At 65.0% G+C, this 26269-nt stretch carries 18 protein-coding genes and 3 rRNA genes; 9 read left to right on the top strand and 12 right to left on the bottom strand.

The genetic code is table 11. The annotated features are described in order from the left end of the window. Positions 1–77: 77 nt before the first annotated feature. Positions 78–1292, top strand: a complete 1215-nt coding sequence (locus tag BR47_RS0108520) for an FAD-dependent oxidoreductase (RefSeq protein WP_029119222.1) — start codon at positions 78–80, stop codon at positions 1290–1292. Here the strand turns inward: BR47_RS0108520 and BR47_RS0108515 are convergent. Next, positions 1289–2134 carry a virginiamycin B lyase family protein gene (locus BR47_RS0108515; protein ID WP_029119221.1) on the bottom strand — a complete coding sequence of 282 codons (846 nt, stop codon included), beginning with the start codon at positions 2132–2134 and terminating at the stop codon, positions 1289–1291. The genes BR47_RS0108520 and BR47_RS0108515 overlap by 4 nt on opposite strands. Next, positions 2131–4749 carry an alpha-glucan family phosphorylase gene (gene glgP, locus BR47_RS0108510; protein ID WP_029119220.1) on the bottom strand — a complete coding sequence of 873 codons (2619 nt, stop codon included), beginning with the start codon at positions 4747–4749 and terminating at the stop codon, positions 2131–2133. The genes BR47_RS0108515 and glgP overlap by 4 nt, the downstream gene beginning before the upstream one ends. 148 nt (positions 4750–4897) lie before the next feature. Between glgP and BR47_RS0108505 the strand changes: the two genes are divergently transcribed. Together BR47_RS0108505 and glgB are read left to right on the top strand one after the other, a co-directional pair. Further along, a complete protein-coding gene (locus tag BR47_RS0108505) occupies positions 4898–6964 on the top strand; it encodes an alpha-1,4-glucan--maltose-1-phosphate maltosyltransferase (RefSeq protein WP_020102402.1) in 2067 nt (688 codons plus the stop codon). Continuing rightward, complete coding sequence (glgB, locus tag BR47_RS0108500) at positions 6961–9144, top strand: 1,4-alpha-glucan branching protein GlgB (protein WP_029119219.1); 2184 nt, start codon at positions 6961–6963, stop codon at positions 9142–9144. Before BR47_RS0108505 ends, glgB begins: the two co-directional genes overlap by 4 nt. 74 nt (positions 9145–9218) lie before the next feature. On the opposite strand, the gene BR47_RS0108495 is transcribed toward glgB, so the two are convergent. Next, positions 9219–9806, bottom strand: a complete 588-nt coding sequence (locus BR47_RS0108495; protein WP_029119218.1) for a TetR/AcrR family transcriptional regulator — start codon at positions 9804–9806, stop codon at positions 9219–9221. A 43-nt stretch (positions 9807–9849) separates the two neighbouring features. Here BR47_RS0108495 and BR47_RS0108490 point away from each other — a divergent pair, with 43 nt between their 5' ends. Then, positions 9850–10671 (top strand): alpha/beta fold hydrolase, encoded by an 822-nt coding sequence (locus tag BR47_RS0108490; protein ID WP_029119217.1) that lies wholly within the window; start codon positions 9850–9852, stop codon positions 10669–10671. A 3-nt stretch (positions 10672–10674) separates the two neighbouring features. Here the strand turns inward: BR47_RS0108490 and BR47_RS0108485 are convergent, their stop codons facing one another. From BR47_RS0108485 to BR47_RS0108475, 3 genes are all read right to left on the bottom strand, one after another. Next, positions 10675–11562 carry a tetratricopeptide repeat protein gene (locus BR47_RS0108485; protein WP_029105440.1) on the bottom strand — a complete coding sequence of 296 codons (888 nt, stop codon included), beginning with the start codon at positions 11560–11562 and terminating at the stop codon, positions 10675–10677. A 13-nt stretch (positions 11563–11575) separates the two neighbouring features. Further along, positions 11576–11935, bottom strand: a complete 360-nt coding sequence (locus BR47_RS0108480) for a DUF3817 domain-containing protein (RefSeq protein WP_029119216.1) — start codon at positions 11933–11935, stop codon at positions 11576–11578. Positions 11936–11998: 63 nt separating this feature from the next. Further along, the gene (locus BR47_RS0108475; protein ID WP_029119215.1) at positions 11999–13180 is read right to left on the bottom strand and encodes an acetyl-CoA C-acetyltransferase; all 1182 of its coding nucleotides are present in this window, start codon (positions 13178–13180) and stop codon (positions 11999–12001) included. 83 nt (positions 13181–13263) lie between these two features. Between BR47_RS0108475 and mce the strand changes: the two genes are divergently transcribed. Continuing rightward, complete coding sequence (mce, locus tag BR47_RS0108470) at positions 13264–13737, top strand: methylmalonyl-CoA epimerase (RefSeq protein ID WP_020102409.1); 474 nt, start codon at positions 13264–13266, stop codon at positions 13735–13737. Between the two features lie 7 nt (positions 13738–13744). Here the strand turns inward: mce and BR47_RS32485 are convergent, their stop codons facing one another. Together BR47_RS32485 and nucS are read right to left on the bottom strand one after the other, a co-directional pair. Then, positions 13745–14032: an Rv1322 family protein gene (locus tag BR47_RS32485; RefSeq protein WP_081633469.1), complete on the bottom strand. Its 288-nt coding sequence runs from the start codon at positions 14030–14032 to the stop codon at positions 13745–13747. Then, positions 14032–14712 (bottom strand): endonuclease NucS, encoded by a 681-nt coding sequence (gene nucS / locus BR47_RS0108465; protein ID WP_020102410.1) that lies wholly within the window; start codon positions 14710–14712, stop codon positions 14032–14034. Before nucS ends, BR47_RS32485 begins: the two co-directional genes overlap by 1 nt. A gap of 64 nt (positions 14713–14776) precedes the next feature. Here nucS and BR47_RS0108460 point away from each other — a divergent pair, with 64 nt between their 5' ends. After that, entirely contained in the window at positions 14777–16378 is a 1602-nt protein-coding gene (locus BR47_RS0108460; RefSeq protein ID WP_029119214.1) for an adenylate/guanylate cyclase domain-containing protein, read from the top strand. Between the two features lie 43 nt (positions 16379–16421). Beyond that, complete coding sequence (locus BR47_RS0108455) at positions 16422–16718, top strand: hypothetical protein (protein WP_141772208.1); 297 nt, start codon at positions 16422–16424, stop codon at positions 16716–16718. 1 nt (position 16719) lies between these two features. On the opposite strand, the gene BR47_RS33990 is transcribed toward BR47_RS0108455, so the two are convergent. Beyond that, the gene (locus BR47_RS33990) at positions 16720–18822 is read right to left on the bottom strand and encodes a DUF1214 domain-containing protein (RefSeq protein ID WP_051634686.1); all 2103 of its coding nucleotides are present in this window, start codon (positions 18820–18822) and stop codon (positions 16720–16722) included. Between the two features lie 160 nt (positions 18823–18982). On the opposite strand from BR47_RS33990, the gene BR47_RS0108445 reads away from it, so the two are divergent. Next, complete coding sequence (locus tag BR47_RS0108445) at positions 18983–20503, top strand: DNA-3-methyladenine glycosylase 2 family protein (RefSeq protein ID WP_029119211.1); 1521 nt, start codon at positions 18983–18985, stop codon at positions 20501–20503. Beyond that, positions 20500–21009, top strand: a complete 510-nt coding sequence (locus tag BR47_RS0108440) for a methylated-DNA--[protein]-cysteine S-methyltransferase (RefSeq protein ID WP_029119210.1) — start codon at positions 20500–20502, stop codon at positions 21007–21009. Before BR47_RS0108445 ends, BR47_RS0108440 begins: the two co-directional genes overlap by 4 nt. Before the next feature lie 111 nt (positions 21010–21120). Here BR47_RS0108440 and rrf read toward each other — a convergent pair. The 3 genes from rrf to BR47_RS0108425 all read right to left on the bottom strand — a co-directional run. After that, a 5S ribosomal RNA gene (gene rrf, locus BR47_RS0108435) occupies positions 21121–21234 on the bottom strand. Between the two features lie 159 nt (positions 21235–21393). Then, positions 21394–24502: ribosomal RNA gene (locus tag BR47_RS0108430) — 23S ribosomal RNA — on the bottom strand. Positions 24503–24934: 432 nt separating this feature from the next. Then, positions 24935–26269, bottom strand: a 16S ribosomal RNA gene (locus BR47_RS0108425); the annotation flags it as partial.

Genomic DNA, 26269 nt, shown 5'->3' with positions numbered 1-26269 from the left:
TCCGCCTTTCATTCTATTGCTTGACAATCAAGCTATCTGATTGTCGAGACATCTGGGCACGAACCGAGGAACCACGCATGACCGAAGCACTCATCATCGGCGCCGGAGTCGCCGGCCCGGTGCTGGCCATCGCGCTGCAGCGGGTGGGTATCGACGCCCACATCTACGAACGCTCCCCCTCCGGCGCGGACCTGCGCGGAGCCTGGCTGAACTTCCAGGCCAACGGCATGGACGCGCTGCGCGCCGTCGACGCGGCCGGCCCGCTCGAGAACCTGGGCTACCCGAACGACACCATCAGTTTCATGACCGGCACCGGCAAGAGGCTGGGCCGTATCCCGATGGCCGCACAGCGCCCGGACGGGCAGCTGTCGGTCATGATGCGTCGCGCCGACCTCTACCGCGAACTCAACACGCTGGCCGCGGCACGTGGCGCACGATACAGCTACGGAAAGGAATTCATCGCCGCCACAACGGTTTCCGGCGGTCGCGTCCAGGCTCAGTTCGCCGACGGCAGCAGCGCAACCGGTGATCTGCTCGTCGGCTGCGACGGCATTCACTCCACGGTCCGCAGCACGATCGACCCGGAAGCCCGCGCACCCCGCTACGTGCCGGTGCTCAATGTCGGCGGCTACATCCCCGATTTCACCGTCGACGTGCCGCCGCGGGAATTCCGGATGCAGTTCGGAACCCGCTGCTTCTTCGCCTGGTTCCCCACTCCGGACGGCGGCACCGTCTGGTTCGCCAATCCCCCGATGGCCCGCGAGCCCGAACGCGGCGCATTGTCCGACATGACGGACGCCGACTGGCGAAACTGGCTGCACCAGTTGATGTCCGGCGATACCGGTCCGGCGCGTGACATCATCGACGCCGCGCCCGGTCCGATGGTGGGGTGGGCCACGTACGACCTGCCGGTGGTGCACCGGTGGCACAACCACCGCAACCAGATCATCATCGGCGACGCCGCCCATGCCACCGCACCATCGGCCGGGCAGGGCGCGTCGATGTCCGTCGAGGACGCCGTGGTTCTCGCACAGTGCCTGCGCGACTGCCGTGATATTCCAACGGCATTCACGACGTTCGAGTCGCTCCGCCGGCACCGGGTCGAGAAGATCGTGCGTCACGGGCACCGGTCGGCCAACAGCAAGGCCGCGGGCCCGGTGGGACGGTTCCTACGTGACCTGATGCTGCCGGTGGTGTTCCGGCAGGCCGCGAAAGACGGTGGCCGCTCGATGATGTGGCTTCAGGGGCACCACATCGATTTCGATACGACCATCGAGCGAGCACCCGCTTAGACGGGCAGCCGCACCACGAACCCGGACTCCAGCGCCACCCACAGCGCACCATCACGGTCGACTGCCAGCCCGTGCGGCTCGGAGCCCGGCGGCAGTTCGAAGCTGGACACCTCACCATCGGCGGTCACCCGCGCAATAGCATCGGCGCCCCACAGGCTCACCCACACTCCGTCGGCTTCATCGGCCACCACTGCATGCGGCTTGCCCGGCAGATCCAGCTCCTGGATGGCGTCGTTCAGCGGAATGCGGCCCAGCTTGTCCGCACCAATTGCGGTGAACCACACCGCGTCATCGTGAGTCGCGCAGATGCCGACCGGCCCTGCCGACGGGGTCGGCGTCGGCCGCACCGAGAGCTTGCCGGCGACCGTCAGTCTGCCGATCGCGGACTTCTGATTCAACGTGAACCACAGCGCGCCGTCACCACCGGCGGTGATCATCGACGGCATCCCGCCCGGCGCGGCGACCACCTCGACCGTGCCGTCGGCATCCACCCGGCCGATCGTCCCGGCGTCCATGGCGGTGAACCACACCGCGTCGTCAGGTCCGACGGCGATGCCGAACGGTGCACTGCCCGTATCCAATTCGACGAACGACACGGCTCCGTCACCGGTGATCCGGCCCAGCCGATCGGTACCCGAGCACGTGAACCAGACGGCCCCGTCGGGCCCCGCGCAGACCTGCATCGGCCGGCTGTCGGCACCGACGTCGAACCGCCGCACCTCACGCCGGGCATCGATCCGGGCCACCGCACCCGCCGACACCAACGTCACCCAAATCGCGCCATCCGGGCCGGCCGCCAGCGCGTACGGTCCACCATCGACCGCAACAGTCAGTGCACTCACGCCAGCGTGACCAGCCCGAACTCGTTGTCGGCGGCCAGTAATGCGTTGTGCGGTAACACTCGTACGGTGTATCCGACGGGGCCGGCCACCGGCAGCGGGATGGTCGCCGAGAACACCTCGACGCCGCCCTCTCCGGAACCCGTGTGCGCCATCGGCACGGTCACCGGCTCCACCAACTGGTCACCGGCGTCGACACGACCCAGAACCGCCTGCACCACAACCTCATCGGTGCGCAATCCGGCCAGCTGGACGGTGGCGGTCAACGACAACTCCGAACCCAGCAGCGGCGTATCGGGCAGCCCATAGCTGTCCACCTCGGCAATCTGAATCTTCGGCCAGGCCTCGGTCACCCGCTGCCGATAGGCCGCCAGCGAGCGGGCCGCGCCGAAAGGCACGCCGTCGATCGGCTCCACCGTACGCCGGAACGACTGCGCCGCAGGGCCGTAGTACTTCTCGGTGTAGTCGCGCACCATGCGCGATGCCAGCACCTTCGGCCCCAGCGACTGCAGCGTGTGCCGCACCATCTCGACCCACCGCGTCGGGACGCCGTGCTCGTTGCGCTCGTAGAACTTCGGCGCCACCGAGTTCTGCATCAGGTCGTACAGCGCCGCGGCCTCCAGGTCGTCGCGACGCGCCTCATCGGTGACGCCGTCGGCAGTCGGGATTTCCCAACCGTTTTCGCCGTCGTACCACTCATCCCACCAACCGTCGCGAATCGACAGGTTCAGCCCGCCATTGAGCGCGCTCTTCATGCCCGACGTGCCACACGCCTCCAACGGACGCAGCGGGTTGTTGAGCCACACATCGCAGCCCCAGTACAGCAGCCGCGCCATCGACATGTCGTAGTCCGGCAGGAAGGCGATCCGGTGCCGCACCTCGGGCCGGTCGGCGAACTTCACGACCTGCTGGATCAGCGCCTTGCCACCGTCGTCGGCCGGATGCGACTTACCGGCCACGATCAGCTGCACCGGCCGAGACTCATCGAGCAGCAGCTGCTCCAGCCGCTCCGGGTCACGCAGCATCAACGTCAGCCGCTTGTACGTCGGTACCCGTCGGGCGAACCCGATGGTCAGCACCGACGGATCGAAAGCCGTTGCAATCCAGCCCAGTTCAGCCTCCGTGGCACCGCGCTCGAGCCACGAGCGTCGCAGCCGGGCGCGCACATCGGCGATGAGCATCTCGCGCAGCTGGGAGCGGATCCACCACAGGTGACCGGGATCGACGTCGTGCAACCGCTGCCACAACTGCGGTTCCCCGGCCGCCTGATCGATGGCCTCCATGCCCTCGACACCGACGAGTTCTCGGCCCAGCTCCAGCCATTTCGGCGCCGCCCAGGTCGGTGCGTGCACGCCGTTGGTGATCGATCCGATGGGCACTTCGGCCTGGTCGAAGCCCGGCCACAGTTCGTTGAACATGCCGCGACTGACCCGGCCGTGCAACAGCGACACCCCGTTGGCCCGCTGGGCGAGCCGTAAACCCATGTGCGCCATGTTGAATTTGTCCGGGTCGTCCTCGGCACCGAACGCGACCACTCGGTACAGCGGCACCTCGGGCAGCAGCGGCGAGGCGACGGTGTCGTCGAAGTAGCGGCGCACCATCTCCACCGGGAACCGGTCGATACCGGCCGGCACCGGCGTGTGCGTGGTGAACACCGTCGACGCGCGGACCACCGTCAGCGCGGTCTCGAAGTCCAGTCCCGATCCGCTGATGTACTCCCGAATACGTTCCACACCAAGGAAACCCGCGTGGCCTTCGTTCATGTGGTAAACCTCGGGCGCTTGGATGCCCTCGATCTCGGTGAACGCCCGGATCGCGCGGATGCCACCGATGCCGGCGAGCAGCTCCTGCTTGATCCGGTGCTCCTGGTCGCCGCCGTACAGCCGGTCGGTCACCGAACGCAGCTCGTGCTCGTTCTCCGGGATGTCAGAGTCGAGAAGCAGCAACGGAACTCGCCCGACCTGCGCCACCCACACCCGGGCCCGCAGCACCTGCGATTCCGGCAGGTTCAGCGACACCAGCGCCGGCTGGCCGTCGGCACCGGTCAGCAGCCGCAGCGGCAGGCCCTGCGGATCGAACGACGGATAGTTCTCGTTCTGCCAGCCGTCGGCCGTCAGCGATTGCTTGAAGTAGCCGGACCGGTAGTACAGCCCCACCGCGATCAACGGCAGGCCGAGATCCGACGCCGACTTGAGGTGGTCGCCCGCGAGGATGCCCAGACCGCCCGAGTAGTTCGGCAGCACTTCCGCCACGCCGAACTCCATGGAGAAGTACGCGATGCCCTTCGGCATCGCTGGGCCGCCGTCCTCGGCGAGGTCGGCCTGCTCCTGGTACCACAGCGGCCGGGTCAGATAGCTGTCCAGATCAGCGGCCCGGTGGTTCACCCGGCCGACGAAGTCGTCGTCTGCCGCCAGTTCGTCCAGCCGCGCGGGGCTGACCGCGCCCAGCAACGCCACCGGGTCGGCGCCGACCTGTTCCCACAACACCGGATCGATTTCCGCGAACAACTCCTGGGTCGGCGTGTGCCAGGACCAGCGCAGGTTGATGGACAGCCGCTCCAGGGCGGTCAGGCGTTCGGGCAGGTGGGCACGGACGGTGAACCGACGAAGGGCTTTCACACGAGCCAACCTTACTGACATTTCGTGCTCATGTGCGGTCAGTTCGGTGACAGCCCAGCGCTCATCCAACTGGTCACTGCCCTTCAAGTGTCACGGACTACTACGGTGGGTATGGGTAACCCCGTAGTCCCGGGTAAGGAGTGATTTGGTGGCCGGTCGGATCGAGATCGACGACGTCGCACCAGTGGTGTCCGCAGGCCGATACCCCGCCAAGGCCGTGGTCGGCGAAGTGGTTCCGATCAGCGCGACCGTGTGGCGCGAAGGTCACGACGCCGTCGCCGCAAGCCTGGTGGTGCGCTATCACGGCCCTGTCTACCCGCAGCTCGCCGAAACCCCGCCGGGTGCGACGCCGACGCCGGCCCCGCCGCGGGCGAAGGTCAAGCCGACCCGGCTGCCCATGGCGCCGGGCTTCACGCCTGACGTCTTCCACGGCCAGTTCACCCCGGACGCTGTCGGCCTGTGGACGTACCGTGTCGACGGCTGGGGCGATCCGATCGCGACGTGGCGACACGCCATCACCGTCAAGCTCGAAGCCGGCCAGAGCGAGGCCGAACTGACCAACGACCTGCTGATCGGTGCAACCCTCCTGGAGCGCGCCGCCACCGCGGTCCCCCAAGGCGACCGCGCCCCGCTACTCACTGCCGCGCGGCGGCTCCGGGAACCGGGCGACCCGTACGTCCGCGCCGGGGCGGCGCTGGCGCCCGACGTGACCGACCTGCTGCGCAAGTATCCGTTGCGCGAATTGGTCACGCGCGGAGAGCAATACGGCATCTGGGTCGACCGGTCACGGGCCCGGTTCAGCGCCTGGTACGAGCTCTTCCCCCGCTCCACCGGCGGCTGGGATGCCGACGGCAAGCCGGTGCACGGCACGTTCTCGACGACCGCGAAAGCCATTCCGCGCGTAGCCGCAATGGGTTTCGACGTCCTGTACCTGCCACCGGTGCATCCGATCGGCAAGGTGCACCGCAAGGGCCCGAACAACAATGTGACCGCGGCGCCCGGCGACGTCGGCTCCCCGTGGGCCATCGGCAGCGACGAAGGCGGCCACGACGCGGTGCACCCGGACCTGGGCACCATTGACGAGTTCGACGACATGGTCGCCGCGGCCCGTGAAAACGGGCTTGAGGTGGCGCTCGACCTGGCGCTGCAATGCGCGCCGGATCACCCGTGGGCCAAGGACCATCCCGAGTGGTTCACCGTGTTGCCCGACGGCACCATCGCGTACGCCGAGAATCCGCCGAAGAAGTACCAGGACATCTATCCGCTGAACTTCGACAACGACCCGGCGGGCATCTACGACGAGGTGCTGCGCGTCGTCAAGTTCTGGATGTCGCACGGCGTCAAGATCTTCCGGGTCGACAACCCGCACACCAAGCCGGCGAACTTCTGGGCCTGGCTCATTGCCCAGGCCAAGAACATCGACCCCGACGTGCTGTTCCTGTCGGAGGCGTTCACCCGCCCGGCGCGGCTCTACGGGCTCGCGAAACTCGGCTTCACGCAGTCGTATACGTACTTCACCTGGCGCACCGCCAAGTGGGAGATCACCGAGTTCGGCCAGGAGATCGCCAAGTACGCCGACTTCTACCGGCCCAACCTGTTCGTCAACACCCCGGACATCCTGCATGCGAGCCTGCAGCACGGCGGCCCCGGCATGTTCGCGATCCGCGCGGTGCTGGCTGCGACGCTGAGTTCGTCGTGGGGTGTCTATTCCGGCTACGAGCTGTTCGAGCACCAGGCCGTCCGCGAGGGCAGCGAGGAGTATCTGGACTCCGAGAAATACCAATTGCGGCCACGGGATTTCGACGCGGCGCTGGCCGGCGGTCGGTCCCTCGAGCCGCTGCTGACCCGGCTCAACGAGATCCGCCGGGTACACCCGGCACTGAGCCAGTTACGGACCATCAAGTTCCATCACGTCGACAACGATGCGTTGTTGGCGTACAGCAAGTTCGACCCCGTTACCGGTGACACCGTCCTTGTGGTGTTGACGCTCAACCCATTCGGCCCGGAGCAGGCAACGCTCTGGCTGGACATGGGTGCCCTCGGCATGGAGGACCACGACCGGTTCTGGGTACGAGACGAGATCACCGGTGAGGAATATCAATGGGGCGCAGCAAATTACGTGCGACTGGACCCGAGCAAAGCGGTAGCGCACATACTGAACATGCCGCAAATTCCGTACGACAAACGGCTGACTCTCCTGCGGAGACAACCGTGACCAGCCACCTCCGTCCACCCGTCGCCGACCTGGCCCGCCTGCTGGCCGGCGAGCACCACGATCCGCATTCCATCCTGGGTGCCCACGAGTACGGCAAGCGCACCGTCATCCGGGCGCTGCGGCCGCACGCGACCGGGGTCACAGTGCTCATCGGCAAGAAGCGCTATCCGATGGAAGCCATCGAGGGCGGTCTGTTCGCGGTCGAGGTGCCGTTCAACAACCTGGCCGACTACCGCTTCGAGGTCGAGTACCCGGACGACGTCGTGCACACGACGGCCGATCCCTACCGCTTCCTGCCGACGCTCGGCGACATGGACCTGCACCTGCTGTCCGAGGGCCGACATGAGCGGCTGTGGGAAATCCTTGGTGCACAACCCCGTTCGTTCACGACGCCCGACGGCGTAGTCGAGGGCTTCTCGTTCGCGGTGTGGGCCCCGAACGCCAAGGGCGTCAACCTGATCGGCGACTTCAACCACTGGGACGGCAGCGAGGCCCCGATGCGGGCACTCGGCTCGTCCGGGGTGTGGGAACTGTTCTGGCCCGGATTCGAAGTCGGCAGCCTGTACAAATTCCGGATCCACGGCGGCAACGGCACCAACGGCGCCGTCACCGATCGCGCCGATCCGATGGCCTTCAGCACCGAGGTGCCGCCGCTGACCGCGTCGAAAACCTTTGTCAGCTCCCATGTCTGGCAGGACGACGCGTGGATGGCCGCCCGCGCCGAGCTCAACCCCATCTTCGAGCCCATGAGCACCTACGAGGTGCACCTGATGTCCTGGCGCCCCGGGCTGACCTACCGCGAGCTGGCCGTCGAGCTCACCGAATACGTGGTGGCGCAGGGCTTCACGCACGTCGAGCTACTCCCCGTGGCTGAGCATCCCTTCGGCGGATCCTGGGGATACCAGGTGACGTCGTACTACGCGCCGACGTCACGGCTCGGCACCCCTGACGATTTCCGGTATCTGGTCGACACGCTGCACCAGGCCGGCATCGGCGTCATCGTCGACTGGGTGCCAGCGCACTTCCCCAAGGACTCGTGGGCGCTGGGCCGCTTCGATGGCACGCCGCTGTACGAGCACGCCGACCCCCGACGTGGCGAGCAACTCGACTGGGGCACCTACGTTTTCGACTTCGGCCGCAACGAGGTCCGCAACTTCCTGGTGGCCAACGCGCTGTACTGGCTGGAGGAATTCCACGTCGACGGTCTCCGCGTCGACGCCGTCGCCTCCATGCTGTACCTGGACTACTCGCGTCCCGAAGGCGGTTGGACTCCCAACATCTACGGCGGCCGGGAGAACCTGGAGGCGGTGCAGTTCCTGCAGGAGATGAACGCCACCGTCCACAAGCTGGTCCCCGGCATCGTCACCATCGCCGAGGAATCGACCTCGTGGCCCGGCGTCACCCGCCCGACAAACCTTGGCGGCCTTGGCTTCTCGATGAAATGGAACATGGGGTGGATGAACGACACCCTGGACTACATCAGCCATGATCCGGTCCACCGCAGCTACCACCACCACGAGATGACGTTCTCGATGTTGTACGCCTACAGCGAGCACTACGTCCTGCCGATCAGCCACGACGAAGTCGTGCACGGCAAGGGCACGCTGTGGACCCGGATGCCCGGCGGCGACCACGCCAAGGCGGCCGGCCTCCGTCAGCTCCTGGCTTACCAGTGGGCGCACCCGGGCAAGCAATTGCTGTTCATGGGACAGGAATTCGGCCAGCGCGCCGAATGGTCCGAGGAACGCGGGCTCGACTGGTTCCAGCTCGGCGAGCACAGCTTCTCCACCGGCGTGCAGCAACTGGTCCGCGACATCAACGGCATCTACCGGGACAACCGCGCGCTGTGGTCCCGCGACAGCAGCCCCGAGGGCTACTCGTGGATCGACGCCAACGACTCCAACAACAACGTGCTGAGCTTCCTGCGGTTCGGCGACGACGGATCAGCCATCGCGTGCGTCTTCAACTTCTCGGGCAGCGAGCATGCGCAGTACCGGCTGGGCCTGCCCCACGCCGGGACTTGGCAGGAGCTGCTGAACACCGACGCGACCGTCTACCACGGCGCCGGCGCGGGCAACATGGGCTCGGTCGAGGCCACCAACGAGCCCTGGCACGGCCGTCCGGCCTCCGCAGTCCTGGTCCTCCCGCCGCTGTCGGCGCTCTGGCTCAAGCCCGCCTGAGAGTTCCCTCCGCGAGGAGACGTAAAACTGTCGATTTCTGGGCGAAATCGACAGTTTTACGTCTGCTCGCGAGACTAGGTGCGCAGCCCGTCGAGGAGACGGCGCACCGCGGCGCCGATATCGCGGCGCGCGCGAACCGGATCGGGCGCGCCCGCGATCGCGGCCACAGCTTGATTGCTGAGCCCCATCAGCAGCACCGCGAGCGGTGAAATCGGCTGCGGCGCAAGCACACCCTCTTCCAGCAGGCTGACGAGACCGGCCTCGATATTGGCCAGTGTGTACCGCGCGTTGCGCTCCTGCCACTTCTGCCAGCCGAGCACCGCGGGCGCATCGACCACACGGATGCGCTGCAGCGGCGCGTCGACCGCGGTGTCCAGCACTGCATCCCAGCCGGCGAGGAACACCGACCACGCGTCCTCGCCGCGCTCGGCCGCCGCGGCGGCAGCCGAACGAACCCGAGCGCTCACCACCTGGTCGGCGCGGTCGAAGACCTCCTCGAAGAGCGCTTCCTTGTCCGCGAAATGGTGATAGAGCGAGCCACGGGTGACGCCGCTGCGGCGGACGATCTCCTCGGTACCCGTCTGGTGATAGCCCTGCTCGCCGAACAACTCGGTCGCGACTGCGACGAGCCGCTCCCGCGAATCCCCCTTGACGGTGACCATACAGGTTGTATGGTATCAGCATACAACCTGTATGGAGGTCGCGATGACGACACTCGACATCCATGTCCCGACCTGCCTCGGAGATCTGCACGTACGTCGCACCGGGTCAGGGCCTGCCGCCGTCTTGTGGCACAGCCTCTGGGTGGACTCGCGCAGTTGGGGTCCACTCGTCGACACCCTTGCCACCCAGCGACAGGTGGTGACCATCGACGGACCCGGATACGGCACGAGCAGCCCCATCCACCGGGATTTCACCCTCGACGAATGCGCAAGTGCCGCAGGCGAAGTGATCGACGCACTCGGCTTCGACGCCGTCGACTGGATCGGCAACGCCTGGGGCGGACACGTCGGCATCACGCTGGCGGCGACCCAACCGCACCGGCTGCGCAGCCTGACCACCATCGCCGCACCGGTCCTGCCCGTCAGCCCGCGGCAGCGCTGGACCCAGACGTATCCGCTCGCCGCGGCCTACCGGCTGCGCGGACCCAATCCCCTGCTGACCAAGATGCTGTTCGACGTACTCCTCGGTGGCGCCGACGTCGCACGTACGGAGCGGGCGGCCGAGCTCAAAGCCGCGTTCCGCGCGATGGACCGCGAATCAGCTAGGCGCACAATCCGATACATGCACAGTTGGCAGGCGCTGACCGATCAGCTCGCGGCGGTCACCGTCCCGACGCTGCTGATGACCGGCGATCTCGGCGATCAGCACTGGAGCCCCACTGATGCCCGCGCCGCGGCCGCCACCATGCCCGACGCGCGCGTCGTCGCCCTCACCGGCTCCGGACACGTCGGCCCGCTGTTGGTCGACACCGACGCGATCGCCGAGGCCGTCACGAACTTCTGGGCCTCAGTGCCGGCGCTGTGATGCCTAGTAGAGCGCGTTGGCGAGGTTGCGCCGGCCCGCGATGACCTCGGGGTCGGCCGGGTCGAACAGGTCGAACAACTCGATGAGCCGGGTCCGCACGCGGGTGCGGTCGTCGCCCGAGGTCTTCTTGACGAGCGCGATGAGCCGGTTGAACGCGCCGTCGACGTCGCGCTGGAAGAGCTGCACGTCGGCGGCGGCGAAGGCCAAGTCGATGTCGTCGGGCGAGGCGTCGGCGAGACGCACGGCCTCGGGGCGCTGCGCGGACGCGCGCTGCAGGAAGGCGATCTGCTGTACGGCGCCCTTGGCCTCGACGTGCGCCGGGTCGGCGTCGAGGATCGCCTGGTACGCGGCCAAGGCGCCGTCGAAATCGCCGCTGTCGAGGAACTCGCGGGCCTGCGCGAGCGCGGGGTCGACCTGCTCCTCCTCGCCTTCGGCGCCGCCACCGAGCTTGCCGGCGGTCGCCTGCAACAGCGAGTCCACCCAGCGCCGCAGCTGATCCGCCGGCTGGCCGCCTTCGAAGCTCGTGATCGGCTGCCCACCGGCGAGCGCGACGACCGTCGGGACACCCTGGATGCCGAACATCTGGGCAATGCGCGGCGTGGTGTCGACGTTCACGGTGCCGAACGACCACTTGCCACCGTCCTCGGCGGCCAACGCGGACAGTGTCTGCCCCAGCTGGACACTCGAGTCGCTGCGCGGCGACCACAGCAGCACGACGACCGGCACCTCGCCGGAACGGATCAGCACCTCGGCTTCGAGATTGGCCTCGGTGATCTCGATGCCACCGGGCGCGCCACCGGCAGCGGCAGCACCTTCGGCGGGACGGTTTTTGAGCGCGGAGAGGTCCACCGCGCCAGCCAGCGCGGGACCGATGGGACGCGGACGAGTCACGCTCTCCAGTCTGTCACGCGACGGCCGACGGCTCCGGTTCACCCTCGGCGGCACGGGCCTCGACAGCCAGCGCACCGCTTCGTTCGGCCCACCGTAGGAACACCACGCTGGCCAGCGGCACGATGCTCGCCAGCGCCGCCGACACCCAGGTGACCAGCGACCAGCGTGCGGCCCGGCCGACGACCAGTCCGGTGGCCAGGAAGGCCAGGAACACCACGCCGTGGACCATGCCGAAGATGTGCACGCCGACCTCGGTGCGGGGCGTACCGACGTACTTGAAGTACATGCCGATCAGCAGCCCGACCCAGCTGACGGCCTCGGCCATCGCGATCAGACGAAACCAGCCCGCCACCCGGGACACCACAGCGCTCATGGCGCCATTGTGCCCGAGTGACGGGCTGACTACTACGAGGCGTAGTTCACACCTCGCGGAAAACTACGGACGACGCAGGATCAGGGCGTCACCCTGACCGCCGGCGCCACACAGCGCCGCGACGGCGTAACCCGAACCCTTGCGGGCCAGCTCCAACGCCGCGTGCAGCGTGATGCGGGCGCCGGACATGCCGATCGGGTGGCCGATGGCGATGGCGCCACCGTTGACGTTGACCTTGGCGCCGTCGACGCCCAGCTCCTTGGTCGAGGCCAGCGACACAGCCGCGAAGGCCTCGTTGATCTCGATGACGTCGAGCTGGTCGACGGTAATGCCCTCGCGCTCGACGGCCTTCTTGATGGCGTTGGCCGGCTGGCTCTGCAGCGTCGAGTCCGGGCCGGCGACGACGCCGTGGGCGCCGATCTCGCACAGCCAGGTCAGGCCCAGCGACTCGGCCTTCTCCTTGCTCATGACCACGACGGCACACGCGCCGTCGGAGATCTGCGACGACGAACCGGCGGTGATGGTGCCGTCCTTGCGGAACGCCGGCCGCAGGCCACCCAGCGACTCGGCGGTCGTGTTGCCGCGGATGCCCTCGTCCTCGGCGAACTCGATCGGGTCGCCCTTGCGCTGCGGGATGGACACCGCAACGACCTCGTCGGCAAAGACGCCGTCCTTCCACGCGGCCGCGGCCTTCTGGTGCGACTGCGCGGCGAATTCGTCCTGCTCGGCGCGGGTGAACTTGTCCTGATCGTTGCGCTGCTCGGTCAGGGCGCCCATCGGCTGGTCGGTGAAAACGTCGTGCAGCCCGTCGTATGCGAGGTGGTCCAGCGCGGTGACGTTGCCGTACTTGTAGCCCTCACGGCTCTTGGGCAGCAGGTGCGGGGCCTGGCTCATGGACTCCTGGCCACCGGCCACCACGACCTCGAACTCACCGGCACGAATCAGCTGGTCAGCGAGCGCGATGGCGTCGATGCCCGACAGGCACATCTTGTTGATGGTCAGCGCCGGGACGTCCCACGGGATGCCCGCGCCGACGGCGGACTGGCGCGCAGGCATCTGGCCCGCACCGGCAGTCAGGACCTGGCCCATGATCACGTAATCGACCTGCGAAGCCTCGACGCCGGCCTTCTCGAGCGCGCCCTTGATCGCGACAGCGCCCAGGTCGCTACCCGAGAAATCCTTCAGCGAACCCATCAACTTGCCCACCGGAGTGCGGGCTCCGGCAACAATTACCGAGGTCGTCATTTCCATCCTCCAACAAATCTGTAACGGCTAATGTGGCCGATCACACAGGCGCAAATTCGGTCGTATCAGGTTACCTTTACGTTATGACCACCGAACACGTCGATGCCCGTCCGGCGCTGGCCAGCGCCCTCGTGACCGCTATTGATCACGTCGGTATCGCCGTGCCGGATCTGGACGCCGCGATTCGGTGGTACCACGACCACCTCGGCATGATCGTCCTGCACGAAGAGGTCAACGAGGACCAGGGCGTCCGTGAGGCCATGCTCTCCGTCCGTGGCGCGCCCGTCGGCAGCGCCCAGATTCAGCTGCTGGCCCCGCTCGACGAGAAGTCGACCATCGCCAAGTTCATCGACACCCGCGGCCCCGGCCTGCAGCAGCTGGCCTACCGGACCAGCGACATCGATGCCCTGTCCGAGCGCCTGCGCGCCGACGGCGTCCGCCTGCTGTACGAAGCGCCGCGCCGCGGCACCGCCAACTCGCGCATCAACTTCATCCACCCGAAGGATGCCGGCGGCGTGCTGATCGAGCTGGTCGAGCCGGCCGCCGAAGCACACTGAGCCTGAACTAGGACCACCTTCGCGTCGGTCCCCGGTTTCCCCGATTCGCCCAGCACGGCGTGTGCCAATGCCGGCGGTCTTCGGCGTCGTCGACTCTTAGTACCACCACATGCGCTGTGCCCGGCCGGATTTCGTGATCGCATCCCGGGCACCGATAGGTCTTGACCGCGCGGGAACCGGCGACGGCCCGCACCTCGTAGTCATACCCGTCGGGCCCGGTCTCCACCCGGCGCGACGACAGCCCGAGCAGCGGCGGCGGTTCCCGCCGAGGCCGCTCCGGACGTCGCCGAGGCATCAGAACAACCGGAACTCGTCGTTGTCCATGCCGCGCATCTTGTCGTAGTCCAAAGTGACGCAACGGATTCCACGGTCCGTGGCGAGTGTGCGCGCCTGCGGCTTGATCTGCTGGGCGGCGAACACTCCGGCCACCGGCGCCAGCACGCTGTCCCGGTTGAGCAGATCGAGGTACCGCGTCAGCTGCTCGACACCGTCGATCTCACCGCGCCGCTTGATCTCCACCGCAACCGACGCACCGGTCTCGTCGCGGCACAACAGGTCCACCGGACCGATCGGCGTCGGGTATTCGCGGCGCACCAATGTGTAGCCGACACCCAGCAGCTCGACGTGCTCGGCGAGCAGCTCCTGCAGGTGCGCCTCCACACCGTCCTTCACCAGACCGGGATCGACGCCGAGCTCGTGGCTGGAGTCGTGCTCGATGTCCTCGACCGTGATCCGCAACTGCTCACCGGCCTTGTTCTCGACGACCCAGACCAGCGCCGAGACGCCGTCCACCGGCGCCTCCTCGACGGTCCAGCACGGCGGCGTCATCCAGTTCAGCGGCTTGTAGGCGCGGTCGTCGGCGTGCACACTCACCGATCCGTCCGCCTTGAACAACAGGAGACGACGGGCCGACGGCAGATGTGCGGTCAAACGTCCGACGTAGTCAACGGTGCACTGGGCGATCACGAGACGCACCCGACCCACCTTAGGGGTATTGAATCCCGGTCCGGACTCGCCCCACGAACTAGGCTGACGACCAATGACTGCGGACCAGACCGGGACGACGCGCCTGGCACGGATACGGGAAGCCATCACCCCGCGTAGCAGCCTGCAGGCCACACCCGAATACGGATCGTGGATTCTGGGCCGCGTTTCCGAGACTCAGCGCCGGCGACGCATCCGCATCCAACTCATCCTCACCACCTTCGTGATCGTCGCGAACATGATCGGCGTCGGCGTCTCGATCCTCATCGAGACGGTGCTGTTCCCGACCCCCAACGTCTTCCGGGCCGATGTCTGGTGGATCACCACGATCGTGGCGCCCGCGTACATCGTGGTCGCCTTCCTCGTCGGCGTGGTGTGGGCGACCAACAGGGTGATCCAGAGCGTGCGTTGGGCCATCGAAGAACGCACCCCAACTATCGAGGACCAGCGCAACACCTTCCGCGCCCCCGGCCAGCTGACGCGAGTGCTCCTGTCCCTGTGGGGCCTCGGCGCGGTACTGCTGACGACGCTCTACGCATTGCACGACACCCAGTTCATCCCCAAACTGCTGCTGGGCGTCACCTTCCCCGGCATCGTCGTATCCACCAGCTGCAACCTGTACACCGAGTTCGCGCTGCGCCCCGTTGCCGCCGACGCCCTTCAGGCCGGACGACCGCCGTCACGGCTGGCGCCGGGGATCATGGGCCGGACCATGGTCGTGTGGGCGTTCGGTTCCGGCGTGCCGATGCTGGGCGTGCTGCTGGCTGCGGTCTTCGCGCTGACGCAAAGCACGCTCACCCCAACCCAATTCGCGTTCGCCGTGCTGGTGCTCGCGGTGTTCGCGTTGGTCTTCGGCGCGCTGCTGATGTGGATCGTGGCCTGGCTGACGGCCAGCCCGATCCGCATTGTGCGACAAGCACTCAGCCGAGTCGAGCAGGGCGACCTGACCACGGATCTGGTCGTCTTCGACGGCACCGAACTGGGTCAGCTGCAACGCGGATTCAACTCGATGGTGCATGGGCTCCGCGAACGCGAACGCGTACGCGACCTGTTCGGCCGGCACGTGGGACGTGAAGTCGCGGCGCTCGCCGAGCAGGAGAAGCCGCAACTCGGCGGCGAAGAGCGGCACGCCGCGGTGATCTTCGTCGACGTCATCGGCTCCACCCAGCTGGTGACCAGCCGCCCGGCTGTCGAGGTCGTCGACCTCCTGAACCGCTTCTTCGCCGTCATCGTCGACGAGGTGGACCGGCACCACGGGTTCGTCAACAAATTCGAAGGCGACGCGGTGCTGGCGGTCTTCGGGGCGCCGGTGTCGTTGCAGTGCACCGAGGGTGACGCCCTGGCAGCCGCCCGGGCCATCGCCTCGCGACTGCGCGACGAGGTGCCCGAACTGCAGGCCGGGCTCGGCGTCGCCGCCGGCACCGTGGTGGCCGGCAACGTCGGGGCCAAGGAACGGTTCGAGTACACCGTGATCGGCGAGCCCGTCAATGCGGCGGCGCGACTGTGCGAACTCGCCAAGTCCGTGCCGGGGCATCTCGCGGCCGCCGCCGACATGCTCGACGCGGTCAGCGAATCCGAAAGAGCGCACTGGGCTTTGGGCGACACCGTGACGCTGCGCGGGCTCTCCGAACCGACGCAGTTGGCGATCCTGGCCTGAAATTCACATCTGCTTCACACAGATCCGGAGGATCATGGTGATCATGAAGCGATATCCCGTCATGGCTGCTGCCGCCGGTGCGCTCGCCGTGTCGGTCGCGCTCGCTCCGCAGGCTGCGGCCGACCCCACCCTCGACACCGGGGGCTCGGCGGCCGACGTCATCAACAATCTCCAAGCCGAGGGCTACCTGGTCCAGATCAACTGGACCAACGGTTTCGACGTCAAGCCGCTCAACATCTGCTGGGTCACGGGCGTGAACAACCCCGGCAACTTCAAACCGGGCGGCCCGGTGGCGGCGACCGTCTACGTCGACGTGCAGTGCCCGAACCACGAATGGTGAATCACACCTGAGGGTAGGGCGCGAAGCGCTTCTCGTATCCGGCCTTCCGCTCATCGAGTGCCGCTTGGCGTTGCGCCGCAGTGACATACACCGTCCCGGCCGGCAGCACCGTACCGAGGTCACTGAGCGCCACCACCTGTGAACTCACCTTCGGCAGATTGGTACCGGTGGTGTCGATGTCCTGGAAGCGGATCGAGATGGTCCCCTGGTTGAGGCCACCGGTGGACACCCAGTTCGCCACACCGGGATCGGTCGGCGACACCACGATGGTGTAGCTGCCGTCCGCGTTGGCCACCGACTGCGCGATGTTCAGACTGGTCTGCTGATCCCAGTAGTTCTTGGTGATGGTCCAGTCGTTGGTCACCGGCACGACGAAGTAGCCGGCGTCGCCGGGCTTGATGGTCAGCACCAGCGCCTGGTCATCGGCCAACTGGAAGTACCCCGGGCTCTGCACCTGGGTGGACAGGAACGTCGCGTTGCTCTCGGGATCGGTGAAGACGTTGGGCGGCTTCGTCTTTCCCGATGAATCCTTCGTCGCGACGTCCATGTACTGCGGTTCCATCCGCAGCCCGAGCGCGAGGATCACCGACGCTTCCAAGCCCTGCAGGAACCGCGGCATCACCGGCAGCGGCGGGACCAGCGAGACGAGGTTGGTCAGGAACGGGTTGCCGGAGACGGCCGGTCCGAGGCCGGGGATGTCGAACCCGCCGATCTGCGCGAACAGGCTGTTTCGGGGGCCGCTCACCCGCTCGATGGACAGGCTCATCGGATCCTGAGTGTTCCAGTCCGACAGGGTGTTCCGCGCGACGATCAACGTGGTGTCGGTCGGGATCTGCAGATGGTTGGTCTGGCCCGGCTCGGCCGGACGCGAACTCACCGTCACGGTGAAGGAGCCGTCCGGGTTGACCTGCATGTCCTTGGCATTGAGCACCGCGGCGGTCTTGCCGCCGAGGCCCGTCAGCACGCTGAACGTCGTCTCCGCCGGGCGCTCCCCCGGCCCGAACTTCCCGCTGATCACGTACGTCGACGTCGAGTTGACCGCCATCATCCGGTAGATGGTGTCCGGGTTGTCGTAGAGGATCCGCGTGCCGGTGATCGCTTGACCGAACCAATTATGCGGCGGCATAACCATTTCAAGCACCGTCGGCCGCATCGGGTTGAGCAACTGGTATTCCATGGCGGCCTGCTGGGCGTATTCGTCGACCGCCTGGTTCAGCTGGTCCAAATTCGCCTGGTCGGGCCCGCCGACCTGCGAGTACTGCTGCTTGGCGTTCAGCTGGAACGCAAACTTGATGATCGCCTTCATGATCTGCATCGGCAGCGTCTTCACGATGGCGGTGGCTGTCCGCTCGGCGGCCAGCTGCTGCGATGTACCGAGCACCGTGGGCACGCTCTGCAGCGACGACGGCGCGGCCGCCAATGATGTTGTCGCGGAGGTGGATGCGTTCTCACGGCGGGTGACGCCGAGAAGCGCGGACAACGCGGCGTTCTGCAGCGGCGCGACGGGGTTCCCGGACGCGTTCGCCGTCCCGTTCAGGCCCACTGCCGACAGCGCATGCGACACCGCCGCGGTAGCGGCAGCCACCGGAGCGCCGAGCGCCGCCACCGGCGCGACCGCATACACCCGCGGTGCGGAGCCCACCGGAGCGTCGGCCTTCGCCGTCACGGCGACCTGCACCTTCGCCGGCTTCTGAGCCGCCGTCACGGTCGGCGTGGTGACGACCTTCTTGGTCGTGGGCTTGGTGTCGGGCTCGGATGCCTTGCCGGTGTCGGCCGTGTCCTTGGCAGCCGACGGCTTCTCCGTGTCCGTCTGCGCCGCGGGCCGCTTCGACGACTTCTTCCCCGGGTTCACGCCCGAGCGCTTGGTGCCTTTGTCCTTCTTCGGCTTGTTCGTGTCGGCCTTGTCCCGGTCGCTCTTAGCCGGGCTCTCGCTCTTGGGATGACTGTCCGACGACGCCCCCGCGGCGTCACTCGGTGCGGCGAAGGCGATGCCGGGGCTACTCGCCACCGCCACGCCGATCCCCAGGGCGACCGCCAACGCACCAACCCGGCCGACGAATCTGGCTGCGCCAGTTGACAACTGCTCACGACCGCTGATTGGCATGTGACTCCCCTGAACCCCGACTAGAACGCGTTCCAGTTATAACAGGGCAACGGTCGCACGTCAGCCATTTACGAGACAAATGATTAAATATGTCTCGCCGGCCACGTTGATGTCGATTTTCCGCTAGTGCTCGGGTCTGCCGCATGCCATTGTCGAAGACATGTACGACGACTTCGACCGCTGCTACCGGGCAGTCCAATCCAAGGACGCCCGGTTCGACGGTTGGTTCGTCACGGCCGTCCTCACCACGGGCATCTATTGCCGCCCCAGTTGCCCTGTCCGGCCTCCGTTCGCCCGCAACGTCCGCTTCTACCCGACCGCCGCAGCAGCGCAGCGGGCCGGCTTCCGGGCCTGCAAACGCTGTCGGCCCGACGCATCGCCGGGGTCACCGGAGTGGAACATCCGCACCGACGTCGTCGCCCGTGCCATGCGACTGATCGCCGACGGCACCGTCGACCGCGAGGGAGTCACGGGGCTGGCCGCCAGGCTCGGCTACACCACCCGGCAACTCGAGCGACTGCTCCAGGCCGAGGTGGGCGCGAACCCGTTGGCGCTCGCCCGAGCCCAGCGGAGCCAGACCGCGCGGGTACTCATCGAGACCACCACACTGCCGTTCGGTGATGTCGCGTTCGCCGCGGGCTTCTCCAGCATCCGCCAGTTCAACGACACCATTCGCGAAGTCTGCGCACTGACACCGACCGAACTCCGGCAACGGGCACAGGCGCGCTTCGAACCCAACGAATCCCCCGGCACCGGAACGCTTTCCGTCCGGCTGCCCGTGCGTACGCCTTTCGCCTACGAGGGGGTGTTCGGCCACCTGGCGGCCGGCGCGGTGCCCGGCGTCGAAGAAGTATGCGACGGCACGTTCCGACGTACCCTGCGGCTCCCCAACGGCACCGGCATCGTCGGGCTCTCGCCGAGTGTGGACCATGTGCAGTGCACGCTGATCCTCGACGACTTCCGCGATCTGGCCACCGCCATCGCCCGGTGCCGGCGGCTCCTCGACCTCGATGCCGACCCCGAGGCCGTCATCGACGTCCTCAAGACCGACCAGCACCTGGCGCCCATCGTCGCCAAAGCGCCCGGGCAACGCATCCCGCGCACGGTCGACGAGAACGAGTTGGCACTACGAGTGGTGATCGGCCAGCAGGTGTCCATGAAGGCCGCAGCGACGCACACACGCCGGTTGGCGCTGGCATACGGCACGACGATCAACGACCCGGCGGAAACCCTCACGCATGTCTTCCCGTCCGTCACACAGTTGGCCGAGATCGATCCGAGCCACCTGGCCTTCCCCGAGTCGCGCCGGCGCACGCTTGTCGCGCTGATCGACGCGCTCGCTGCCGGCACCCTGGAGCTCGACGCCGGATCGGATTGGTTGCAGGCCCGAGCTCAGTTGGCCGAATTGCCGGGCATCGGACCGTGGACTGCCGAGGTGATCGCGATGCGGGGGCTCGGCGATCCCGATGCCTTTCCGGCCAGTGACCTCGGCGTTCAGGCCGCGGCCAAACAAGCTGGGCTACCGGATAATTCACGTCGATTGATCGAGCACAGTGCGCACTGGCGCCCATGGCGCGCCTACGCCACCCAACACCTGTGGACCTCTCTGGATCACGCGGTCAACCAGTGGCCGCCGCTGACCACCAGCTCAACGCAATCACCACAACAGGAGCAGGCATGACCGCCACGTTGCAGACCAGGACCATGCAGAGTCCTGTCGGAACCATCACGATCGCCGGTCGCGACGGGCGCATCCGGCACCTGCGGATGGACGATCAGACGTATGAGCCGAGCCATGACGGCTGGGAACCCGATGAGTCGGCGTTTCCGGAGGCCGTCGATCAACTCACCGCGTACTTCGCCGGCGAACTCCAGGAATTCGATCTGGAGCTCGACCTCGTCGGCACCGAATTCCAGCGCCGCGTCTGGAGCGCGTTGTTGACCATTCCGTACGGCGAAACGCGGTCGTACGGCGAAATCGCGCTGCAGGTCGGATCTCCGGGCGCTTCTCGGGCCGTCGGATTGGCGAATGGGCACAACCCCGTCGGCATCATCGTGCCGTGCCATCGAGTCATCGGGGCGAATGGCAGCCTGACCGGATACGGCGGCGGATTGGGCCGTAAGAAGCTGCTGCTCGATCTGGAAAAGAGCCGATCAGGAGCCGAAGAACCGACGCTGTTCGACTGACGGAATGGCATTTCGGCGCCGCATATTGCCACGGCGCCGAAATACAAAAACGTCCTGAACGCAAAAATGCCTCAGCCCCCCGATTTTCATCGGGGGGCTGAGGTAATTTGTGTTCGGCGGTGTCCTACTTTTCCGCCCGTGCAGGGCAGTATCATCGGCGCTGGCAGGCTTAGCTTCCGGGTTCGGGATGGGACCGGGCGTTTCCCTGCCGCTGTTGCCGCCGTAACTCTATTCATTTTACGCCTCCACCAGCCTGTGTTTAACACCTTGTGGGGGTGTTATTTGGTGGTGGGGTGTGGTCTGTTTGATTCTTTTTGTGGTGTGGTTGCGGGCACGTGATGTGCAATGTTGTGCGTCTTGTTTACACACATTGGTTTTTTGGGTGTGTGTAAGTTTTCGGCCGGTTAGTGCCAGTTCCCTAAACCCATTGCTGGGTGTGCAGGTCTGGTCTATCGATCCCGTGGTCTGCGGGGGGCCTTATCCCTCTAAAAGGGTGAGAAACCTGGTCTTGGAAGAGGTTTCCCGCTTAGATGCTTTCAGCGGTTATCCTGTCCGAACGTAGCTATCCAGCGGTGCCCCTGGTGGGACAACTGGTAGACCAGAGGTTCGTCCGTCCCGGTCCTCTCGTACTAGGGACAGGTTTCCTCAAGTTTCTGACGCGCGCGGCGGATAGAGACCGAACTGTCTCACGACGTTCTAAACCCAGCTCGCGTGCCGCTTTAATGGGCGAACAGCCCAACCCTTGGGACCTGCTCCAGCCCCAGGATGCGACGAGCCGACATCGAGGTGCCAAACCATCCCGTCGATATGGACTCTTGGGGAAGATCAGCCTGTTATCCCCGGGGTACCTTTTATCCGTTGAGCGACACCCCTTCCACTCGGGGGTGCCGGATCACTAGTCCCGACTTTCGTCCCTGCTCGACTTGTAGGTCTCGCAGTCAAGCTCCCTTGTGCACTTACACTCAACACCTGATTGCCGTCCAGGTTGAGGGAACCTTTGGGCGCCTCCGTTACATTTTAGGAGGCAACCGCCCCAGTTAAACTACCCACCAGGCACTGTCCCTGGACCGGATATACGGTCCGAGGTTAGAAGCCCAATACGATCAGAGTGGTATTTCAACAACGACTCCACACACACTGGCGTGTGCGCTTCACAGTCTCCCACCTATCCTACACAAACCGTACCGAACTCCAATACCAAGTTGTAGTGAAGGTCCCGGGGTCTTTTCGTCCTGCCGCGCGTAACGAGCATCTTTACTCGTAGTGCAATTTCGCCGAGTCTATGGTTGAGACAGTTGAGAAGTCGTTACGCCATTCGTGCAGGTCGGAACTTACCCGACAAGGAATTTCGCTACCTTAGGATGGTTATAGTTACCACCGCCGTTTACTGGGGCTTAAATTCTCCGCTTCACCCCCGAAGGAGTTAACAGGTCCTCTTAACCTTCCAGCACCGGGCAGGCGTCAGTCCGTATACATCGTCTTGCGACTTCGCACGGACCTGTGTTTTTAGTAAACAGTCGCTTCTCACTGGTTTGTGCCACCCCCTCCCGCTACCCACCGCAAGGGTGTTGACGGTATGGAGGTCCCCCTTCTCCCGAAGTTACGGGGGCATTTTGCCGAGTTCCTTAACCATAGTTAACTCGTACGCCTTAGTATTCTCTACCTGACCACCTGTGTTGGTTTGGGGTACGGGCCATGTGTGCACTCGCTAGAGGCTTTTCTTGGCAGCATAGGATCACCGAATTCGCCTCACTCGGCTATGCATCACCTCTCAGACACATGAACGACGGATTTGCCTATCGTTCGTCCTACAGGCTTACCCCGGTATTACCACTGACCGGTACGGCTACCTTCCTGCGTCACCCCATCGCTTGACTACTACCCACCAGGGTCCCACGCAGCCGGCAACACGTGATCCCCGAAAGGATCATCACGTGCCATTTGGATGGTTAGCACAATGGATTCATCACGGACGCACACACACGGGTACGGGAATATCAACCCGTTGTCCATCGACTACGCCTGTCGGCCTCGCCTTAGGTCCCGACTCACCCTGGGCGGACTGGCCTGCCCCAGGAACCCTTGGTCTTTCGGCGGGCAAGGTTCTCACTTGCCTATTCGCTACTCATGCCTGCATTCTCACTCCCACACCCTCCACAACTCGATCACTCGGCTGCTTCACCGGATGCAGGACGCTCCCCTACCCATCCTTGCGGATGCCGCGACTTCGGCGGTGTGCTTGAGCCCCGCTACATTATCGGCGCACAATCACTTGACCAGTGAGCTATTACGCACTCTTTCAAGGGTGGCTGCTTCTAAGCCAACCTCCTGGTTGTCTTCGCGACTGCACATCCTTTTCCACTTAGCACACGCTTAGGGGCCTTAGTCGGCGATCTGGGCTGTTTCCCTCTCGACGCACGGAGCTTATCCCCCGCCGTCTCACTGCCACGCTTTTGTCTTACCGGCATTCGGAGTTTGGCTGACGTCAGTAACCTGGTGAGGCCCATCGGCCATCCAGTAGCTCTACCTCCGGCAAGAAACACGCAACGCTGCACCTAAATGCATTTCGGGGAGAACCAGCTATCACGGAGTTTGATTGGCCTTTCACCCCTACCCACAGCTCATCCCCTCAGTCTTCAACCTAAGTGGGTTCGGGCCTCCACGCGGTCTTACCCGCGCTTCACCCTGGCCATGGGTAGATCACTCCGCTTCGGGTCCAGAACATGCCACTACACCACTTGCGTGGATACGCCCTATTCAGACTCGCTTTCGCTACGGCTACCCCCCACGGGTTAACCTCGCGACATGTCCCTGACTCGCAGGCTCATTCTTCAAAAGGCACGCCATCACCCCACGTAAACGAGGGCTCTGACGGATTGTAGGCACACGGTTTCAGGTACTATTTCACTCCCCTCCCGGGGTACTTTTCACCATTCCCTCACGGTACTAATCCGCTATCGGTCATCAGAAGGTATTTAGGCTTACCGAGTGGTCTCGGCAGATTCACAGCAGATTTCACGGGCCCGCTGCTACTCGGGAACACCATCAAGGCAGACATCGGGTTTTCACGTACGGGACTCTCACCCTCTACGGCAGGCCATCCCAAGCCACTTCCGTTAACCACGACATTTTCTTACTGCCCTCCAGAGGGATAGCCCTGGAAAGATAGGTCCCACAACCCCGCACACACAACCCCTACCCGGTATCACATGCATACGGTTTAGCCTCATCCGCTTTCGCTCGCCACTACTCACGGAATCACAATTGTTTTCTCTTCCTACGGGTACTGAGATGTTTCACTTCCCCGCGTTACCTCCCACACCCTATATATTCAGGCGTGGGTAACACGACATCACTCGTGCTGGGTTTCCCCATTCGGACATCCTCGGATCAACGCTCGGTTGGCAGCTCCCCGAGGCTTATCGCAGCCTCCTACGTCCTTCATCGGCCTCTGATGCCAAGGCATCCACCATGCGCCCTTAAACACTTACGACACAAAAAACCAATTGAAAACAAGAATCAAAATTGCACATCAACACACCACAGACACATACACCCACGACCGAAGCCGTAGGCGACATATTCTGCGTGCATTAGATGCTCGCAACCACTATCCACGAATCAAACACCACACCCCACCACCAAAACCGGTGAGGCAACAACAACCCCCACCACCCCCAACGGAGCGGTGTCTCCCACCCCCACATGAGGAGGGGAGCGAACGGGCCTGTTGTCTCAGGACCCAACAGTGTGTCTGGCAATTTCTTCGATCAACGTGTCATCCCAGCTGATCAGCGTTTGTTGTCATATGCACCCGCCGGACAAGCCCACTACAGGCGCCGGCGACAATCCCAACCATGAACCCCGGCACGGTTGCCGGCATGGGGGAAACCCTGGATCAGGGCATGTAAATGGTGCTCCTTAGAAAGGAGGTGATCCAGCCGCACCTTCCGGTACGGCTACCTTGTTACGACTTCGTCCCAATCGCCGATCCCACCTTCGACGGCTCCCTCCACAAGGGTTAGGCCACCGGCTTCGGGTGTTACCGACTTTCATGACGTGACGGGCGGTGTGTACAAGGCCCGGGAACGTATTCACCGCAGCGTTGCTGATCTGCGATTACTAGCGACTCCGACTTCACGGGGTCGAGTTGCAGACCCCGATCCGAACTGAGACCGGCTTTGAAAGGATTCGCTCCACCTCACGGCATCGCAGCCCTTTGTACCGGCCATTGTAGCATGTGTGAAGCCCTGGACATAAGGGGCATGATGACTTGACGTCATCCCCACCTTCCTCCGAGTTGACCCCGGCAGTCTCCTACGAGTCCCCGGCATAACCCGCTGGCAACATAGGACAAGGGTTGCGCTCGTTGCGGGACTTAACCCAACATCTCACGACACGAGCTGACGACAGCCATGCACCACCTGCACACAGGCCACAAGGGAACCGACATCTCTGCCGGCGTCCTGTGCATGTCAAACCCAGGTAAGGTTCTTCGCGTTGCATCGAATTAATCCACATGCTCCGCCGCTTGTGCGGGCCCCCGTCAATTCCTTTGAGTTTTAGCCTTGCGGCCGTACTCCCCAGGCGGGGTACTTAATGCGTTAGCTACGGCACGGATCCCAAGGAAGGAACCCACACCTAGTACCCACCGTTTACGGCGTGGACTACCAGGGTATCTAATCCTGTTCGCTCCCCACGCTTTCGCTCCTCAGCGTCAGTTACTGCCCAGAGACCCGCCTTCGCCACCGGTGTTCCTCCTGATATCTGCGCATTCCACCGCTACACCAGGAATTCCAGTCTCCCCTGCAGTACTCTAGTCTGCCCGTATCGCCCGCACGCCCACAGTTAAGCTGTGAGTTTTCACGAACAACGCGACAAACCACCTACGAGCTCTTTACGCCCAGTAATTCCGGACAACGCTCGCACCCTACGTATTACCGCGGCTGCTGGCACGTAGTTGGCCGGTGCTTCTTCTCCAGGTACCGTCACTTGCGCTTCGTCCCTGGTGAAAGAGGTTTACAACCCGAAGGCCGTCATCCCTCACGCGGCGTCGCTGCATCAGGCTTGCGCCCATTGTGCAATATTCCCCACTGCTGCCTCCCGTAGGAGTCTGGGCCGTATCTCAGTCCCAGTGTGGCCGGTCACCCTCTCAGGCCGGCTACCCGTCGTCGCCTTGGTAGGCCATTACCCCACCAACAAGCTGATAGGCCGCGGGCCCATCCCACACCGCAAAAGCTTTCCACCACACACCATGAAG

The organism is Mycobacterium sp. UNC410CL29Cvi84 (assembly GCF_000686745.1).
Lineage (GTDB): Bacteria > Actinomycetota > Actinomycetes > Mycobacteriales > Mycobacteriaceae > Mycobacterium > Mycobacterium mucogenicum_B.
This window is presented reverse-complemented; position numbering and strand designations above follow the sequence as displayed.

What these genes read in the sequence shown, in the direction of transcription:
- BR47_RS0108520 (WP_029119222.1), top strand. Translation starts at nt 78, where the DNA reads ATGACCGAAGCACTCATCATCGGCGCCGGAGTCGCCGGCCCGGTGCTG.
- BR47_RS0108490 (WP_029119217.1), top strand. Translation starts at nt 9,850, where the DNA reads ATGACGACACTCGACATCCATGTCCCGACCTGCCTCGGAGATCTGCAC.
- BR47_RS0108445 (WP_029119211.1), top strand. Translation starts at nt 18,983, where the DNA reads ATGTACGACGACTTCGACCGCTGCTACCGGGCAGTCCAATCCAAGGAC.
- BR47_RS33990 (WP_051634686.1), bottom strand. Translation starts at nt 18,822, where the DNA reads ATGCCAATCAGCGGTCGTGAGCAGTTGTCAACTGGCGCAGCCAGATTC.
- BR47_RS0108440 (WP_029119210.1), top strand. Translation starts at nt 20,500, where the DNA reads ATGACCGCCACGTTGCAGACCAGGACCATGCAGAGTCCTGTCGGAACC.
- BR47_RS0108455 (WP_141772208.1), top strand. Translation starts at nt 16,422, where the DNA reads ATGAAGCGATATCCCGTCATGGCTGCTGCCGCCGGTGCGCTCGCCGTG.
- BR47_RS0108460 (WP_029119214.1), top strand. Translation starts at nt 14,777, where the DNA reads ATGACTGCGGACCAGACCGGGACGACGCGCCTGGCACGGATACGGGAA.
- BR47_RS0108495 (WP_029119218.1), bottom strand. Translation starts at nt 9,806, where the DNA reads ATGGTCACCGTCAAGGGGGATTCGCGGGAGCGGCTCGTCGCAGTCGCG.
- mce (WP_020102409.1), top strand. Translation starts at nt 13,264, where the DNA reads ATGACCACCGAACACGTCGATGCCCGTCCGGCGCTGGCCAGCGCCCTC.
- BR47_RS32485 (WP_081633469.1), bottom strand. Translation starts at nt 14,032, where the DNA reads ATGCCTCGGCGACGTCCGGAGCGGCCTCGGCGGGAACCGCCGCCGCTG.
- BR47_RS0108475 (WP_029119215.1), bottom strand. Translation starts at nt 13,180, where the DNA reads ATGACGACCTCGGTAATTGTTGCCGGAGCCCGCACTCCGGTGGGCAAG.
- BR47_RS0108480 (WP_029119216.1), bottom strand. Translation starts at nt 11,935, where the DNA reads ATGAGCGCTGTGGTGTCCCGGGTGGCGGGCTGGTTTCGTCTGATCGCG.